This window comes from Rhodococcus sp. BH5, assembly GCF_027583855.1.
Classification (GTDB): Bacteria; Actinomycetota; Actinomycetes; order Mycobacteriales; family Mycobacteriaceae; genus Rhodococcus_F; species Rhodococcus_F qingshengii.
In genome coordinates, this window is the sequence record NZ_JAJHVW010000006.1 from 106,434 (window position 1) to 121,700 (window position 15,267).

The following is a 15,267-nucleotide window of genomic DNA, read 5'->3' on the forward strand; positions in this document are numbered from 1 at the left end:
CGCCAGATCTGCCCGCAGTTATACCGAAGCTTTCGCACCAGCGACTTTCCTCGCTCAGCGGTGTCGGTGCATTGCTCGGTGTCCAATCGTGAAGACATCGAAGTTAGGACGACCCTTTGTGATTCACGCCCGGACCCGCGGATGTACGATACCGTACGACCTAGCCGCAGTTCTATGGAAATAAGAGCAGGCCAATGTCCAAACTGGCGAACAGTAACACCTAAGGATGACCGTGATCAAGCCCCGCCATCTTATAGCTATTTCTTGCGTCGGAATGTTACTGACTGCGTGCTCGGATAAGAGTACAAATGCGATTCCCGAGACCGCGAATGCTGTATAAAATATTAGCACTTCAACTTCCGAGGAATTCCCTGAGAAATCACAAAGCGATCGGATTGTATGCGGTGGCGAGGTAGGTCTGGAACGGTGGGGAATAGGTGTGTATTCGACTTACAAAGCACTTCTTCGCGGGGAATCGTCCTCGATTAGCGCAACAACGCTTGCTCGGCAGTTGACTGACCTGACGATGATTGCGACTAGTGTCGAAAGTGAAGACGGTTCGAAGACTATCAATGACGCTAGTTCGGATATCCGTTTGGCCATTACCAAAATGATCCAGGACGCCGACCGCAAGGCTCAGCACTTCACTGACGCCGCTGATAGAAGATTTACGCCCGACAACGATGTGACTGATGCGATGACCTCCTACACCAATGCGCTCGTCGCATGCACGACAGCTGGATATCAACCATCGTGGTTTAACCTTAGTGAATTAACTGGAAAATAGTTCCATTAACTCTTTGGCTGAAGTGTGAAGTCGAAGTTTACGGGTAGCTTGATCTGACTATGCTCCCCAACTCGTGAACGAAGTGGAGGTAGCCTAGTTGATAACCAAGTCCTTTGGACGTGACGTAAGTGTTGACTAATCGGCAGAACGCTTTCTGGGGCCGTCGACTTGTTGGAGCTGCGTCAGTTTCCCGGTGGATCGACGGTGAACGTGAACCCTCCGGAAGTCATTGCGTTGGTTTCTTCGAAGATCGAACAGAGAGCTTCGGCGGCGTCGGTCGCCAATGCTCGGGCAGCGCTGGGGGTTCGACCTCGGGCCGTCACCGCGAGCCCAGGTATGTCCGCATCTGTGATCGTCAGATCGGACTCGTAGTCGGAAGCACTGCCACCGAGTATCTGCGCGAGTTTTTCAGCAGGAAGAGACATGCCGTTGGAGGCTTCCCGATCGCCGATGTACGCATCGCGCGGGGACCCGTCGTAGAGTCCGGTTCGATTACTACTGAACTGAACTACTGCAGTTTCGGTGAAGGAGATGGTCTTCGTCCACCACAGACCTCCCGCTACGACCAAAATGGCGGCGGCAACGGCCACCATTACCTGACCGCGGCGGTCGGAGAGGAATGTTCTCATCTGTCAGTTGTACCGCCTTGGCCGGCTGATTGACCGGCTTCATCACTACCTTGTCGGCGGCTGGTCCGCGAGATCACGTCCGCTTCGCGTCGTCATGATTGCGGACGAACTTCATGAGTCGGGGAATTACCCGATCAGGTATGTGTCCCAGGATTCCGTGGCCGGTTCCGGCATAAATCTCCACTTCGGCTTCAGGTACGAGATCAGCTAACCTCGCGGCCACCTGCTCGGGGCTGGAGACCACCGTCTCAGCGCCGGAGATTACGAGCATTGGGACCGAGATCGACTGCACTTCTGCATCTTTGAGCATTCGTGCCCACCCGACACCGGGCCGGTAGTTCAATGCCTCTGTAACCAAAGCGAACTCGCGATCGCCGATGACGTACCCGGGGGACAGCCAATCGTTGAGCTTGCGAATATTTTTGTCGGTGCGGCGCATACCGGCGCGGATCATCTTCAGCAGCACACGCCACGAGGGCTTGTCGAAGACTCCACCCGGTTCGATTAGGGTCACACTCGCCAGTCGTTCAGGGGCGTGAAGTGCTACTAGAACGGCGTGCCACGCACCATGCGAGTAGCCGACCAGGTGGACGCGATCGACCCCGAGTTCGTTCAATACCTCGCCCACCCAGGTGGCGAAGTCGGATTCCCCGGTCAATGGAGCGGTCTGCACACTGCGGCCTGCAGTACCGATCGTGTCCAGCGCATAAACGACTCGGTCTCGGCACAGGTCCTCGATGACGATGTGCCATTGCAGACAATTGGCGCCGACTGCGTGCAGCAGGACGATCGGCGTCTCCGTGCCGGTCCCCGACCTACGGACATGGGTGGTTCCGAACGATGTCGGCACGTCGAGTTGTGTCGACGGAACCGGCCAGGTGCCCTCCAGTTCTCGGTAGATGCTCTCGTACGCCTGCTTTGATGCCTCGTTCTTGAATCGTCCGATCTTCGGCATGAGCCTCCCTCTCGCTGCTTTCAATTTTGATGGTATGACCGTATCACTAATGCGGTACGTGCGTATCATTAACGAGTCAGAGTCATCCATTCGAAAGGGGAAGGACAGCCTCATGCCGCGACTGGTCGACCATGAAGTGAGGCAACGGGAGATCACCGATGCGGTGCGGCGAGTGATTGTCGACGGTGGGCTCGCGGCGGTGACATTTCAGTCCGTTGCTGCCGAGGCAGGGATTTCGGTGCGACTCGTGCAGTACTACTTCGGCACGAAGCGGGAATTCCTTCTCGCGACGCATCAAGCTGTGCGTCAGGATGCGGGTGCTCGCTTGATGCAGGAGTTGTCTGTTCTTGGCGCGGAAGCGACACCCCGCGAGGTTATTTCAGCGTTCCTTGTTGGCATGCTCCCGCTCGATCGACAACGTCGGGAGGAAGCGATTGTTCTCGGCGCCTTCCATGCTGCCGCACTGACCGGACAAGGAATCGCCGCCGAGGAAACCCTCACTGCCCCAAGAGAGTTGACAGCACTCATTTCCGGCCAGCTTCAACGAGTGACCAATCGGGACGCGGTTGCGCCGTCAATGGATCCCGACCTCGACGCCGAGCTCATTCTGGCGGCTGTCGCCGGGCTCGCCCAGGGGATGCTTCCCGGCTACGCCACAGCAGAATTGGCGGTCCAGTTGGTTGAGCGTCTCCTCGATCGCATTCTCGGGCCAACGAGACCTCAGGCCACGAATCAACCCGAAGTCGGCCGCCGTTAGTATTCCGGGATGTCTCCTGTGAACCCAGCGCTCGCCGGCCGGGTGTTTCCCTCATCTTCGTACCTTGTCGGGCGCGAGAAGATTCGCGAGTTCGCTCTGGCGGTGCGTTCGAGCAATCCCTTGCACCATGATGTCGGTGTCGCCAGGGAGGCCGGGTTCGTCGATGTCATCGCACCGACAACATTCACAACCGTTGTCCAGCAACGAGCGATCATGGCACTGCTGCGCACGCCGGATACCGGGCTCGATCCGACTCGTGTGGTCCATACTTCCGAGAAGATCGAGCATCAGCGTCCGATAGTCGCCGGCGATGACCTGTCTACGACACTGACGATTACAGGGGTGACAGTGCGTGCAGGCAGTGCGATCCTGTCGACAGTTTCCGAGATCCACGACGTGACCGACGCTTTGGTAGCAACGGTCACCTCGACGCTGCTGGCGCGAGGAGAAGGCGCATGACCGTACCCGTCGTGCCGGTTTTCGAAAACCTCGTCCTCGGTGACATCGTCGCGAAGGTTGATCTGGTCCTCACTCGTGATGACCTAGTTCGCTACGCCGGTGCCTCCGGCGACATGAACCCGATCCATTTCAACGACGCAATCGCTACCGCGGCTGGGCTACCGGGAGTTCTGGCTCACGGAATGCTCACTGCCGGAATTGCTTTGCAGGCCATCGTCGACTGGGTTGGCGATCCGAGCGGTGTGTTCTCGTACGAAACTCGCTTTACTCGACCCGTCGTAGTCGATGCCGTCGATGGTGCTGATCTCTCCATCACTGCGAAGATCGCGCGGATCGACGCCACGATGCGGACAACGCGGATCGATGTCACAGTCACGCACAAGGGCCAGACGGTTCTGGGAAAGACCCAAGCGCACCTTCAGTTCCCGGGCGCCTGACAGGATTGCGGGCTGTCACTGGTCACATCGGGACCTACGCATCCGGGCGGGAGATCAACTGCATTGTGGCGCAGCACTACCGGAAAGACACCAACAGCTCGTCCGACGCTTGCATCGGTGCGTATCCGTCGGCGATGACGCGCCGACAGCCGTCGATCTCGACGGTGAGTAATCGTTCCTCGTTCGTGGGACGGTCCACGTAGATCGTCGACGCCACCTCGGTGGCCACCGCGTCACAGTCGGGAGCGGGTGGAAGTCCGTCGAAGGTTTCCGTCGTAGACGATGTGCCTACGAATTCGGTGGAGGAGAATCGGCAGAAAACGCTGCCCGCCGACAGCGATGTCAGCGCCGTTGTACCTGTCGTGGCTGGTCGGTAGGTCGGCCTGCAATGCGACAGTTCGTAGATCTGATCGTCGGACAACGCTATTCGGTGTTCGGTACTGCCGACCGGTGTCAGTTCCTTGATGGCGGCCAGGCCACCGGGTTTCGGTAGTCCACACGAATCGGAGGGATACCCCGGCCGAGTTGCTCGGCCTCGATCGTCGACCAACCAGAATTGCTCCAGGACAGCCAGGCTGTAGTTGTCACCGCAGCCTTCGGGGAACCAAGTCTTGTGCGCGGACGAGCGGTTCAGCATTTCCACCGCCCGACTGAAATCGCCCTCCCAACGGTGAGCAGAGAAGCTGACGGTTCGGTCGGCTGCCACGTTGTCGCTGACAAACGGGTCGCACGTGACGGCGGCGACGGGTACGAAATCGTCTGGAACTGTCGCAGTTGGTGTCGTCTGGAGCGGGCCGATCGGATACGGGGTCGCGCACCCCAGCGTCTCGGCGTCGACTATTGCGGCAACAGGACGGTCGGGGATGGTCACGTGCCAAATGCCGGCAACAGCGAGGATGACGATCACGACTGCGAACCAACGCCAGAGCATGAGCACACCGTATCGGTCCCGATGTGCGCCGAGGCTTAGTCCTCCGTTTACCGCCGAAGTCCTCGCATCCAAATTGAGTGGATCCAGGTTGCGGCTCGCAGATATGGTCCACTGGTGGCGCATCCGAATGGTCGAAACGACAGTCCGATCCTGGTGATTGGTGCCGGCGTCGTCGGCGCGTCGATCGCGTATCACCTGGCGCGCGTTGGTCTCCGAGTCACCGTGCTGGAGCACGGCTCGGTGGCGGGAGGGGTGACCGGCAACTCCTTTGCCTGGGTCGGCCTCTCGAAGAGTGCCGCAGAAACTTACTCAGATCCGTTCCGGCAAGGCGCTGCAGTCGAAATCGACCGCCTGGAGCGCGAACTCGTCGAGCCAATCGGTTTGCGCCGCAGAGGCGCGATCACCTGGGAAGAGACGGAAGCGGAGACCCGGGCGTTCGTAGATGCTCATCGAGCACTCGGCCATCCCGTCGACCTCATCGGTAAAGAGGAGATCCTTGCTCGTGAGCCGGGATTGCGGACGGCCCCCTCGGTCGCAGCGTACGCGCCTGATGACGGTGGCGTTGACCCGGTTGCGTTCGCTCGATCGCTCCTGCGAGGTGCCGAAGAGTACGGTGCCACAGTGTATTCCGATGTCAGTGCGCTCGGGGTGCTCGCGGAGGGCATGAGAGTGTGCGGAGTAATGACTGCCGACGGTCCCGTCTACGGATCGGCCACCGTGCTCGCTGCGGGTACCGCGATTCCTGGACTCGCGGCGTCGGCGGGAGTCGACGTCGAGGTCGACGCCTCCCCGTGTTGCCTCATCAGATTCTCGACGCCCTACCCATTGGTGAACGGAATACTCTCCTCTCCGGATTTCGAGATCCGGCAATTGGACGACACGACACTGATTGCGGCTGAAGATGTTCCGGTCGGGTTCTCCGGAGATGCTCGTGAGCTTGCGGGGCCGACGCTGCGCGCGATCCGCAGTCAGCTCGAGGACGGTGACCAAGTGGAACTGATCGAGGCGGTAGTCGCTGACCGTCCCATCCCGCGTGGTGGCCGCCCGCTGCTGGGCTTCGCCGAAGGCGTGTCGGGGCTCTATCTGGCCGCGACGCATCCGGCGATCATTCTGTCCGGAGCAATTGGAGCCCACGTGGCCGGGGACTTCGCCCGAGCGTCAACCCTGGACGGTTAGACGACGACGCCGGAGCCCGGTTCGACAAGGTTCGAGCCGATATTGCGGTTCCTAGTTCTCTCTAGGACACGCGCTAGAGAGCGGGATATTCGTCTACTCGGCTTGTACCGTCGATGGGCATGGACCCCGTGCGCAATCCGTATGCCCCCGGTGCCGGTCAACGCCCGCCGGAACTCGCCGGGCGCGACAAGCAGATCGACGCCTTCGACGTCGTTCTCGAGCGAATTGCGCGTGGCCGCCCGGAACGAAGTGTTGTCCTCACCGGATTGCGTGGCGTCGGCAAGACCGTCCTGCTCAATCAGTTGCGTTCGGCCGCGATCTCCCGAAGCTGGGGGACAGGCAAGATCGAGGCGCGCCCCGATCAGGATTTACGACGCCCACTCTCGTCAGCGCTCCACATGGCAGTCCGAGAGATCGCGGTCTCCCATCGCGATCCGGAGCGGGTCGAGCAGTTCCTCGGAGTCCTCAAATCGTTTGCCCTACGCGCCACTGCAGACAAGGGAATGCGCGAGCGCTGGCAACCAGGCATCGACGCACCTGCGATCAAAGGTCGCGCGGACAGCGGCGACATCGAGATCGACCTGGTCGAGTTGCTGCTCGACGCGTCGTCGCTGGCCAGAGATGTCGGCGTCGGGATCGCCATCTTCATCGACGAGATGCAGGACCTCGGAGCAGCGGATGTCTCGGCGATCTGCGGGGCCTGCCACGAGTTGAGTCAGGACGCGGCACCGCTGATCGTCGTCGGTGCAGGGCTTCCGCATCTGCCTGCTGTGCTGTCGGCGTCGAAAAGCTACTCGGAGCGCCTGTTCAGCTACCACCGGATCGATCGCCTCGAGCGTGAAGCTGCAGATCAGGCACTGATTGCACCTGCCGAGCGTGAGGACGTCGAGTTCACCGAATCCGCGCTCGACGCTCTCTACGAAGCGGCTGACGGGTACCCGTACTTCGTTCAGGCCTACGGAAAGGCCACGTGGGATGTGGCGGCGTCGAGTCCGATCACGGCAGAAGACGTGCGCGTCGGCGCGCCGACGGCTGAGGAAGAACTCGCTGTCGGTTTCTTCGGATCGCGATACGAGCGAGCAACGCCCGCGGAGCGTGAGTACATGCGCGCCATGGCCGATCTCGCCGGTGACGACGGGCCCGTCGCAACCGCGAAGATCGCCGTCGAGTTGGGGCGCAAACCGGCTTCCCTGTCGCCGGCACGCGATGGACTGATCAAGAAGGGGCTGATCTATTCGGCAGAACGTGGATCCATCGGATTCACGGTCCCGCACTTCGGCCGATACCTGCGCGGACAAGCGGAGTGAACGCGCTCGAAACCGCGTGGGATCGGGTGGCGGCGCTCAGTCCCAATCCGCCGGCCTGGGTGGTTCAACTGGCCGCGTTGATCGCCGTGATCATCGTTCTCGAACCACACCTGTGGCGGATCGCCCGCAACGTCGTCACCATCGCACACGAGGGCGCTCATCTGATCGTCGCCGTCCTGGTCGGTCGACGGTTGAAAGGTCTTCGCCTGCATTCGGATACGTCGGGGGTCGCGATTTCGTCGGGCAAACCGACCGGCTTCGGCGTCATTCTGATGACGTTCGCGGGGTACGTCGGACCGTCGATTCTCGGACTCGGCGCGGCCGGGTTGTTGGGCGCGCAGCGTGCGGTCTCGGTGCTGTGGATCGGCGTATTCGTCATCGCGGTGATGATGGTCCTGATCCGAAACCTCTACGGAGTCTTCTCACTGGCAGTCGTGGGAGCCGTGTTGTTCGGGCTCGTCTGGTGGGGGACCCAGGAGCAGCAAGTGGCCGCAGCGTACTTCCTGACGCTCTTCCTCCTCTTTGCCGGACCACGCCCGGTCGTGGAACTTCAACGGCAGCGAATGCGACGAGGCGGGGCACCGGACTCGGACGCCGACCAATTGGCCAGGCTCTCACCGATACCCGCGATCGTCTGGGTCGGGTTGTTCCTGCTCGTGAACGTCGCGGTGCTCGTGCTCGGCGGATGGTGGATTCTGCGCCCGGTGGGTGGCTGACCGGATTGATCCGTTGTCCCGTCAGGACAACGGACCAACGATTGTTGATGCTCTGCGGACGTAGTCATCGCATGAAGGCGCTCATATCGTGGAAGTCGACGAGTGGTCGTGCCGGGACTTCCCGCGGCCACACCCGCAACGACGAAGACCGTCGACGATGACAAGGATTCGTTTTGGACGACAAGAACTTCCGCGGACGAACCGCGATCATGTCCGGGGGAAGCCGTGGCATCGGACTTGCCATCGCCCGTGCGATAGCGCGCCGCGGCGGAAACATCGTGTTGCTCGCCAAGACCGATACGCCGGATCCCAGGCTGCCTGGAACTATCCACACGGCTGTGGACGAGTTGAACGAGCTCGAGGGTCATGCCGTTCCGGTCGTCGGCGACGTGAGGAACGACGACGACATCGCGCGGGCCGTGGCTGCAGCGGTAGAGCACTTCGGTGGCATCGACATCGTGGTCAACAACGCGAGCGTCCTCGACATCTCGAAAACCGAAGATCTCGCGATGAAGCGATTCGATCTGATGCAGCAGGTCAACGTCCGTGGCACCTTCGCGCTCACCCGCGCGTGCCTTCCGTACCTTCGGGTTTCGGCCAATGCGCACGTATTGACGCTGTCGCCGCCGCTCAACTTTTCGCCGCACTGGTTGGGTGCTCATCCGGGCTACATGTTGGCCAAATACGGAATGACATTGGCGGCCTTGGGCATCGCCGCAGAGTATTCAGGTGCACCGATTTCGAGTAATTGCCTGTGGCCGGAGACCATGATCGCCACGGCCGCTGTCGGAAACCTGCTCGGGGGAGACGACAGTATCGAGCACTCGCGTTCACCCGAGATCATGGCCGATGCGGCTGTCGAGATTCTCGGGCGTCCCGCCGGCACGGATACCGGTCGTACAGTGCTCGACGTCGAGATCTTGCGCGAGGCGGGGATCTCGGATTTCTCGCAGTACGGCGGTCGGTCACCGTTGGCGATCGACATCTTCGTCGACGCGCCAATTCCGTGATCTCGGGCGATCTACAGGTATCTAGCCAAATCGCTAGATACCTGTAGATCTTCCTCACGCCACCTCGTGCTCGCCGCCCGGGGCAACCTTCTGAAGTCCGCGATATGCGTCGCTGGCACTTTGGCGACCACCGATGACGGCCTCGACCTCCGCGGCAATCGGCATGTCGACGCCGTATTCACGGGCCAGATCCATGACAGTGGGGGCGGTCTTGACGCCCTCGGCGACCTGACCGAGCTTGGCGACCGCCTCCTCGACGGTCAATCCCTGCGCCAGAGCTTCGCCGACGCGACGATTGCGAGAAGTCGGAGCCATGCAGGTGGCAATCAGATCGCCGACGCCCGTCAAGCCGGCAAAAGTGCGCGGGTTGGCGCCCATCGCCTCACCGAGTCGGGTCATCTCGGCGAGACCGCGTGCGAGCACCATCGCACGAGTGTTGTCACCGACTCCCAGACCGTCGGCCATGCCCGAGGCGATGGCAACGATGTTCTTGAGGATGCCGCCGAGTTCACAGCCGAGTACGTCGGTGTTGCGGTAGACGCGGAAGACCGACGATGCGAACAGGGGTTGCAGCGCGGCGGCGACGCGATCGTCCTGGGTGGCCACGACCGATGCCGCGGCCATGCCGTCGACGATCTCCTTGGCGATGTTGGGGCCCGCGAGCAGTCCGACGGGATGGCCGGGCAGGCACTCGGCGATCACTTCGGTGGGGCGCTGCCGGGTGCCGGGCTCGAGACCCTTGGACAGTGACAACACCGGGACCCACGCCCGAACCTCGTTGGCGATCTCGGCGAGGGTGGAGCGAACGGCGTGCGAAGGCACCCCGCATACGAGTACGTCCGCTTCGCGGGCGGCTTCGACCAGATCCGAGGTTGCCTTGAGCCCCTTGGGAAGTTTGCGCTCACCAAGGTATTTGGAGTTGGTCCGTTGCGAATTGATCTCGTCGGCTGCTTCGGAATTGCGTGCCCACAACAGGGTCGGGGTGTTGCGGGCAGCGAGGCCGGCCACCGTGGTTCCCCACGATCCGGCACCGAGGACGACGACGCGTACCGGGCGGGCCATCAGAGTGCGCTGTTCTGGGTAGCGAGTGCTGTCATGGCGCCAAGCGTTCCACTTGCGGAGCAGTTGCGGGCCAATTCCGCCGAGTCTGTGGCTCGACTTACAGATGAGGCGGCGGTTCGGGGCTTTCGCGCATTGTTTCGACCGCTTCTGCGGATTCCGCGACGATCGAGCGCATGGCGGCTTCCGCGGCGTCGGCGTCTCCGGCCTGAATGGCCGATGCGACCACTCCGTGCAGGTGAATCGCTTCGGGGTCGGCCTCGTGGGGCATCAACGAGTGGCGGGTGCGGCCTTCGAGTATCTCGACGACGATCTGCGACATCGCCCGCAGCATCGGGTTACCGGAGGCGGCGAGCAGGGTGCGGTGGAAGTCGGAGTCATGGCCGAGATAGGCGCCGGTATCGGCAGCGCGAGAGGTAGCTGACATGCCGATGACGGCTGCAGTGAGAGCGCCGCACTGCTCAGGTGTGGCGCGAGTTGCGGCGAGTCGCGCAGCCAGAGGTTCGATGCCGGAACGGAGTTCGCTGAGGATAGACAGCTGCTCGAACCGATCAGGACCGGCCAGTTGCCAGCGGATGACATTGGGGTCGAGCGAGTTCCAGTGTTCGGAGCCCAGGATGGTGATTCCGACGCGTCGACGAACCGAGGCAAGTCCGAGGGATTCGAGAACGCGGACAACTTCGCGGATGACGGTTCGCGACACGTCGTAGCGCGTTGCCACCTCGTCGGCGGAGATCGTGGTACCCGGAGCGAGCACACCACCGACTATGTCTTGGCCGAGCTGTTCCAGCATCGAGTCGTGTAACTGCTGAAACGGGACAGAAGGCATACGTAGATCGTCCCATGCGTATGGAGTAAGCCCGGTGGAAGCCGAATAAATACTACAAATTAGTGTCTGCTCTTGAAATTGTAGGTTAATTAAGGAACAGTGACCTCAATCACTCATCGGACTGGGAGTCCCTATGAACACCACAGCATTGCTGGCGGCCGAGGTCGTCCCCGCTGGTAGCGACGCACGATTGATCATCGCTGCAGTCGCCGGCGTCGCGGTTATCATCGCGCTGATCACCTGGCTCGACCTGCACCCCTTCCTCGCACTGTCCATCGGTGCGGTTGGTGTCGGTCTGGCGGCCGGCCTCGGATCGGCCGAGTCGGTCGCGGCGTTCGCCACCGGCTTCGGGTCGACCATGGGAAGCGTCGGAATCCTGATCGGTTTCGGCGCGATGTTCGGCAAACTCCTCGCCGATTCCGGCGGTGCCGACCGAGTGGTCGACACGCTGGTCGGCCGCTCCAGCACCAAGGCGCTTCCGTGGACCATGGCTCTGGTCGGCGCAGTGATCGGTCTGCCGATGTTCTTCGAAATCGGTCTCGTCCTGTTGATGCCGGTCATCATCCTCGTCGCGCGGCGTTCCGGCTTGTCCCTGATGCGCATCGCGATCCCCACCCTCGCCGGCCTCTCGGCCATGCACGGGTTGGTTCCCCCGCACCCCGGGCCGCTGGTTGCAGTCTCTGCTTTGAACGCAAACCTCGGCCTCACCCTCGCACTCGGTGTCCTCGTCGCGATCCCCACTGTTGTTCTCGCCGGACCGGTCTTCAGTAAGTACGCCGCACGGTGGGTCGACGTGAAGGTCCCGGATCTTTTTGTCACAGGCGAAGATCGAGGCGAGGAAGAGAAGAAGCAGCGTCCCTCGTTCGCGGCTACTCTCGCAGCGATCCTCCTCCCGGTTGTTCTCATGCTGGGCAAAGCATTTGCAGACGTGATCGCACCCGATTCCGAGGCACTCCCCAAGTCCGTCCTCGACTTCCTCGGAACACCCGTTGTGGCTTTGGGTCTCGCGGTTCTGGTCGGTATGGTGCTGCTGGGTCGCGGCGGCGGAATGGACCGCAAGGCCATCTCGAAGTCACTCGAGAGTTCCCTACCTCCCATCGCAGGCATCTTGTTGATCGTCGGCGCCGGTGGTGGTTTCAAGCAGGTCCTGATCGACACCGGTATCGCCGGAGTGATCGCCGACGCGATCAAGGGCAGCAGCCTCCCCGTGCTGTTCCTGGCCTGGCTGGTAGCGGTATTGATCCGCGTCGCAACGGGTTCGGCAACGGTGGCAACGGTGACGGCGTCGGGCATCCTCGCTCCGGTTGCGGCAGACCTCTCGTCCGCACATGTCTCGCTGATGGTCTTGGCGATCGGTGCGGGCTCGCTCTTCCTCTCGCACGTCAACGACGCCGGATTCTGGTTGGTGAAGGAGTATCTGGGCGTCAGCGTGGTACAGAACCTCAAGACCTGGACCGTGATGGAATGCATCATCTCGGTATCGGGCCTGGCCGGAGTGCTCGTGTTGAGCGCATTCATCTAGGTAGGCGAGCACATGAACAGCGAAGCGGCACAGCAGAAGCAGTATCCCGTGCTCGTCCTGATGGGTGTCTCGGGTTCGGGAAAGTCGACGGTCGGCGGCATGCTCGCCGGAGCGATGGGTTGGGACCTTCAAGAAGGCGACGATCTCCACCCGCAGGCGAACATCGACAAGATGGCGACCGGGCATCCGTTGAACGACGAAGACCGCTGGCCCTGGCTCGACAAGATCGCCGTCTGGATCAAGAGCCATACCGACGCCGGTCAGCCGGGCATCGTCACGTGTTCGGCACTCAAGCGCAGCTACCGCGACGTGCTTCGCGGTGAGCACGTCGTGTTCGTGCACCTCGCCGGTTCGCGGGATCAGATCGGCCAGCGATTGACCGCTCGCCTCGATCACTACATGCCCGCCTCGCTGCTCGACTCCCAGATCTCGACACTCGAGGCCGTCGACCCGGACGAACAGGCCATCGTCGTCGACGTGGGCGGGAGTCCCGCCAAGATCGCGGAGGAGATCCTGCGACGCGTGGAGACATTCGAATACTGAGCAAGCCCGGCGTGTAAGCACCCGAGGTTCGGGTTACGGTGCTTGGGTGACTGCTGCTGAAGAAGGCCACGACGTCGATCAATTGCGTGTCGATGCCCAAGCGCGTCTGGAAGTCGCGGTGGGTGAGGGGCGTTTGACCCTCGAGGAGTACTCGGACAAGGCGGCAGTGGTGTGGTCGCCCACCGCAGATCGAGGGCAGCTCGAGCAGATCGTGCCGTTCAGTGCGGCACCACCTGCTGTGGTGTCGCCGCCGCAAGCAACGATCGTCGGTGTCTTCGGTGACACGAAGCGCTCCGGCCGTTGGTCTTTGGCGAAAAAGACACTCGCTCTGCTGTTGTTCGGGGACGTCAAGTTCGATCTGCGATCGGCAACCATCACAGCGTCCTCCTCGACGATCACCATCGTGTCGATCTTCGGGGACACGAGGCTGCGGGTTCCGGAGGGTGTTTCAGTCGAGTTGGGTGGCTTCGACCTTTTCGGAGATCGGGAATTCGACGGGGGTCGACAGGATCCCGGCCCAGGTGCACCGGTTATTCGTGTCGTCGCGTATTCGTTGTTCGGCGATCTCACCGTGCGTACCGGCTAGCTCGGACGCCGTGACCGACTTCGACTTCCACAGCGTCTGGACGCTTCCTGCCTCTGCTGACCGCGTCTACGAGGTTCTCGCGGATGCCGAACGGTATTCGCAGTGGTGGCCTCAGATACGCCGAGTCGGGACGATCGACGAGCATTCAGGCTCCATGTCCATCCGCAGCGCTGTCCCTCTGACGCTGCTGGTCTTCGGGCGACGCGAGGTGGAAGACTCAGTTGACCGCTTTCTGAAAGTGCGTCTCACCGGCGCAATGACCGGGTGGAGTAGCTGGGCGGTGCGCCCCGCTGGATCTGGTTGCACAGCCGAATTTCGGCAACAGGTAGCGGTGTCCGGAGCGCTTGGTCTGGCCGCGAAGGTCGCGAAGCCGCTGTTCGAGTGGAATCATGAAGCGATGATGCGTGGAGGGCACCGCGGACTGTGCGCATATCTCTCCCGGCCGTGATCGCGACCAGAACTTGCACACGCTCGAGCAATTGATCCATACCCGTCGTGTCATTTTGACGCAGCGTCAGTTATCGTTCACATCAGCAGCCGACAAGTATGTGTAACTCGAATGCACAAAACGGCTTGACCTGGGAGGACGCTATGCGGACGCGAGATTCGACGGTATGGCATTGGAACGTGAGTCCGCGAGCGCGGGTCATCTTCTGCCTGACCAGGACGTTCGTGAAGCCGATGTTCACCCTCTGGCCGACCACCGAACGTGGTATCCACCAACTCGAGCGACTCGACGCGATGGCGGACAAACTGCCGAAGCCGAAGAACCTCGATATCGAGCCTTTCACGCTGGGTGGTGTGCCCAGCGAGAAGGTGCAGCATCCACGCAAAGCGCAGGGCGAGTTGGCCGGCGCCACGATCCTCTACTTCCATGGAGGGGGATTCGTCTTCTGCGGTCTGGCAACGCACCGGGCACTGTGCGGTTTGCTCTCTGCGAAGGCCGGAGTACCGGTGATCTCCGTGCGCTACCGCCAGCTGCCGGAAGGTTCCATCGGCACCTCCGTCAAGGACGCAATGGCCGCGTACACCGCGTTGCTCGAGACAGCCGAAGACCCGAACAAGATTGTGGTTGCCGGTGACTCGGCGGGCGGATACCTGGCCATGAAGGTCGCCGAAATTGCCGCACTGCGCGGAATCACGCGGCCCGCTGCCGTGGTGGGATATTCCCCTCTTCTCAACGTGAACCTCGAGGACCATGATCCCGATTTCATGAAACGTGATGCCTACCTACCGATGTCACAGGTGGAAAAGCTCAAGGACCGGTGGCTCGAGGGTCCGGACGAGATTCCTGGTGCGCAGTCGCCGATCAACGCCGACGCCAGTCTGATTCCGCCGTCGTTCCTGGTGTCCGCCGAATACGAACTGATGCGTCCGGACGTCGAGATCATGACCGAAAACTTGATCAAGGCAGGACAAGCCGTCGAAACGCACATCTGGAGTGGGCAGATCCATGCTTTCCCGGTGATCGGGAAAGCTCTTCGGGAGGGGAAGGCGATCGTCGATCTCACGATCAAGTTCCTCGAGCGAACGATGGCCTCGCAGAACCAGATCAGCGCCTGAC

General features: G+C 61.6%; 18 protein-coding genes. 13 read left to right on the forward strand and 5 right to left on the reverse strand.

The features are described from left to right. Window positions 1-439: 439 nt before the first annotated feature. Window positions 440-787 carry a hypothetical protein gene (locus RhoBH5_RS16900; RefSeq protein WP_270008556.1) on the forward strand — a complete coding sequence of 116 codons (348 nt, stop codon included), beginning with the start codon at window positions 440-442 and terminating at the stop codon, window positions 785-787. Window positions 788-969: 182 nt separating this feature from the next. Here the strand turns inward: RhoBH5_RS16900 and RhoBH5_RS16905 are convergent, their stop codons facing one another. Together RhoBH5_RS16905 and RhoBH5_RS16910 are read right to left on the reverse strand one after the other, a co-directional pair. After that, on the reverse strand, window positions 970-1,416 hold the full coding sequence (locus RhoBH5_RS16905) for a hypothetical protein (RefSeq protein WP_270008557.1): 447 nt from the start codon (window positions 1,414-1,416) through the stop codon (window positions 970-972). A 73-nt stretch (window positions 1,417-1,489) separates the two neighbouring features. Continuing rightward, window positions 1,490-2,371 (reverse strand): alpha/beta fold hydrolase, encoded by an 882-nt coding sequence (locus RhoBH5_RS16910; RefSeq protein ID WP_042447046.1) that lies wholly within the window; start codon window positions 2,369-2,371, stop codon window positions 1,490-1,492. Window positions 2,372-2,483: 112 nt separating this feature from the next. Between RhoBH5_RS16910 and RhoBH5_RS16915 the strand changes: the two genes are divergently transcribed. From RhoBH5_RS16915 to RhoBH5_RS16925, 3 genes are read left to right on the forward strand one after another with little or no spacing between them, the layout of a single operon-like run. After that, window positions 2,484-3,128, forward strand: a complete 645-nt coding sequence (locus RhoBH5_RS16915; protein ID WP_003939902.1) for a TetR/AcrR family transcriptional regulator — start codon at window positions 2,484-2,486, stop codon at window positions 3,126-3,128. Between the two features lie 9 nt (window positions 3,129-3,137). Next, the gene (locus tag RhoBH5_RS16920; protein WP_019745537.1) at window positions 3,138-3,587 is read left to right on the forward strand and encodes an FAS1-like dehydratase domain-containing protein; all 450 of its coding nucleotides are present in this window, start codon (window positions 3,138-3,140) and stop codon (window positions 3,585-3,587) included. Further along, window positions 3,584-4,024 carry a MaoC/PaaZ C-terminal domain-containing protein gene (locus RhoBH5_RS16925; RefSeq protein ID WP_030536527.1) on the forward strand — a complete coding sequence of 147 codons (441 nt, stop codon included), beginning with the start codon at window positions 3,584-3,586 and terminating at the stop codon, window positions 4,022-4,024. Before RhoBH5_RS16920 ends, RhoBH5_RS16925 begins: the two co-directional genes overlap by 4 nt. Before the next feature lie 76 nt (window positions 4,025-4,100). Here the strand turns inward: RhoBH5_RS16925 and RhoBH5_RS16930 are convergent, their stop codons facing one another. Next, window positions 4,101-4,955, reverse strand: a complete 855-nt coding sequence (locus RhoBH5_RS16930; protein ID WP_058037950.1) for a hypothetical protein — start codon at window positions 4,953-4,955, stop codon at window positions 4,101-4,103. A 114-nt stretch (window positions 4,956-5,069) separates the two neighbouring features. On the opposite strand from RhoBH5_RS16930, the gene RhoBH5_RS16935 reads away from it, so the two are divergent. The 4 genes from RhoBH5_RS16935 to RhoBH5_RS16950 all read left to right on the forward strand — a co-directional run bounded on the left by RhoBH5_RS16935 (window position 5,070) and on the right by RhoBH5_RS16950 (window position 9,164). Further along, window positions 5,070-6,131, forward strand: a complete 1,062-nt coding sequence (locus tag RhoBH5_RS16935; RefSeq protein WP_058037949.1) for an NAD(P)/FAD-dependent oxidoreductase — start codon at window positions 5,070-5,072, stop codon at window positions 6,129-6,131. 119 nt (window positions 6,132-6,250) lie between these two features. Continuing rightward, on the forward strand, window positions 6,251-7,438 hold the full coding sequence (locus tag RhoBH5_RS16940) for an ATP-binding protein (protein ID WP_007729973.1): 1,188 nt from the start codon (window positions 6,251-6,253) through the stop codon (window positions 7,436-7,438). Then, the gene (locus RhoBH5_RS16945) at window positions 7,435-8,154 is read left to right on the forward strand and encodes a M50 family metallopeptidase (protein WP_003940327.1); all 720 of its coding nucleotides are present in this window, start codon (window positions 7,435-7,437) and stop codon (window positions 8,152-8,154) included. Before RhoBH5_RS16940 ends, RhoBH5_RS16945 begins: the two co-directional genes overlap by 4 nt. Before the next feature lie 173 nt (window positions 8,155-8,327). Continuing rightward, a complete protein-coding gene (locus RhoBH5_RS16950; protein WP_118606969.1) occupies window positions 8,328-9,164 on the forward strand; it encodes an SDR family oxidoreductase in 837 nt (278 codons plus the stop codon). A gap of 54 nt (window positions 9,165-9,218) precedes the next feature. On the opposite strand, the gene RhoBH5_RS16955 is transcribed toward RhoBH5_RS16950, so the two are convergent. Together RhoBH5_RS16955 and RhoBH5_RS16960 are read right to left on the reverse strand one after the other, a co-directional pair. Continuing rightward, window positions 9,219-10,226: an NAD(P)H-dependent glycerol-3-phosphate dehydrogenase gene (locus RhoBH5_RS16955; protein WP_003940093.1), complete on the reverse strand. Its 1,008-nt coding sequence runs from the start codon at window positions 10,224-10,226 to the stop codon at window positions 9,219-9,221. Between the two features lie 97 nt (window positions 10,227-10,323). Next, window positions 10,324-11,052, reverse strand: coding sequence for a FadR/GntR family transcriptional regulator (locus RhoBH5_RS16960; RefSeq protein WP_030536531.1), 729 nt, complete (start codon window positions 11,050-11,052; stop codon window positions 10,324-10,326). Window positions 11,053-11,185: 133 nt separating this feature from the next. Between RhoBH5_RS16960 and RhoBH5_RS16965 the strand changes: the two genes are divergently transcribed. The 5 genes from RhoBH5_RS16965 to RhoBH5_RS16985 all read left to right on the forward strand — a co-directional run bounded on the left by RhoBH5_RS16965 (window position 11,186) and on the right by RhoBH5_RS16985 (window position 15,266). Next, complete coding sequence (locus RhoBH5_RS16965) at window positions 11,186-12,574, forward strand: GntP family permease (RefSeq protein ID WP_003939838.1); 1,389 nt, start codon at window positions 11,186-11,188, stop codon at window positions 12,572-12,574. Window positions 12,575-12,586: 12 nt separating this feature from the next. Further along, window positions 12,587-13,117, forward strand: coding sequence for a gluconokinase (locus tag RhoBH5_RS16970; RefSeq protein WP_003940404.1), 531 nt, complete (start codon window positions 12,587-12,589; stop codon window positions 13,115-13,117). Window positions 13,118-13,163: 46 nt separating this feature from the next. Continuing rightward, on the forward strand, window positions 13,164-13,703 hold the full coding sequence (locus tag RhoBH5_RS16975; RefSeq protein ID WP_030536533.1) for a LiaF domain-containing protein: 540 nt from the start codon (window positions 13,164-13,166) through the stop codon (window positions 13,701-13,703). Between the two features lie 10 nt (window positions 13,704-13,713). Then, window positions 13,714-14,151, forward strand: a complete 438-nt coding sequence (locus RhoBH5_RS16980; RefSeq protein ID WP_007729979.1) for an SRPBCC family protein — start codon at window positions 13,714-13,716, stop codon at window positions 14,149-14,151. A gap of 143 nt (window positions 14,152-14,294) precedes the next feature. Then, window positions 14,295-15,266 carry an alpha/beta hydrolase gene (locus RhoBH5_RS16985; RefSeq protein ID WP_270008558.1) on the forward strand — a complete coding sequence of 324 codons (972 nt, stop codon included), beginning with the start codon at window positions 14,295-14,297 and terminating at the stop codon, window positions 15,264-15,266. The last annotated feature ends 1 nt before the right edge of the window (window position 15,267 follow it).

Bases quoted from the DNA above. Each gene is read 5' to 3' on its own strand.
- RhoBH5_RS16905 (WP_270008557.1), bottom strand. From the start codon at position 1,416: ATGAGAACATTCCTCTCCGACCGCCGCGGTCAGGTAATGGTGGCCGTT.
- RhoBH5_RS16910 (WP_042447046.1), bottom strand. From the start codon at position 2,371: ATGCCGAAGATCGGACGATTCAAGAACGAGGCATCAAAGCAGGCGTAC.
- RhoBH5_RS16915 (WP_003939902.1), top strand. From the start codon at position 2,484: ATGCCGCGACTGGTCGACCATGAAGTGAGGCAACGGGAGATCACCGAT.
- RhoBH5_RS16920 (WP_019745537.1), top strand. From the start codon at position 3,138: ATGTCTCCTGTGAACCCAGCGCTCGCCGGCCGGGTGTTTCCCTCATCT.
- RhoBH5_RS16925 (WP_030536527.1), top strand. From the start codon at position 3,584: ATGACCGTACCCGTCGTGCCGGTTTTCGAAAACCTCGTCCTCGGTGAC.
- RhoBH5_RS16930 (WP_058037950.1), bottom strand. From the start codon at position 4,955: ATGCTCTGGCGTTGGTTCGCAGTCGTGATCGTCATCCTCGCTGTTGCC.
- RhoBH5_RS16940 (WP_007729973.1), top strand. From the start codon at position 6,251: ATGGACCCCGTGCGCAATCCGTATGCCCCCGGTGCCGGTCAACGCCCG.
- RhoBH5_RS16955 (WP_003940093.1), bottom strand. From the start codon at position 10,226: ATGGCCCGCCCGGTACGCGTCGTCGTCCTCGGTGCCGGATCGTGGGGA.
- RhoBH5_RS16960 (WP_030536531.1), bottom strand. From the start codon at position 11,052: ATGCCTTCTGTCCCGTTTCAGCAGTTACACGACTCGATGCTGGAACAG.
- RhoBH5_RS16965 (WP_003939838.1), top strand. From the start codon at position 11,186: ATGAACACCACAGCATTGCTGGCGGCCGAGGTCGTCCCCGCTGGTAGC.
- RhoBH5_RS16970 (WP_003940404.1), top strand. From the start codon at position 12,587: ATGAACAGCGAAGCGGCACAGCAGAAGCAGTATCCCGTGCTCGTCCTG.
- RhoBH5_RS16985 (WP_270008558.1), top strand. From the start codon at position 14,295: ATGCGGACGCGAGATTCGACGGTATGGCATTGGAACGTGAGTCCGCGA.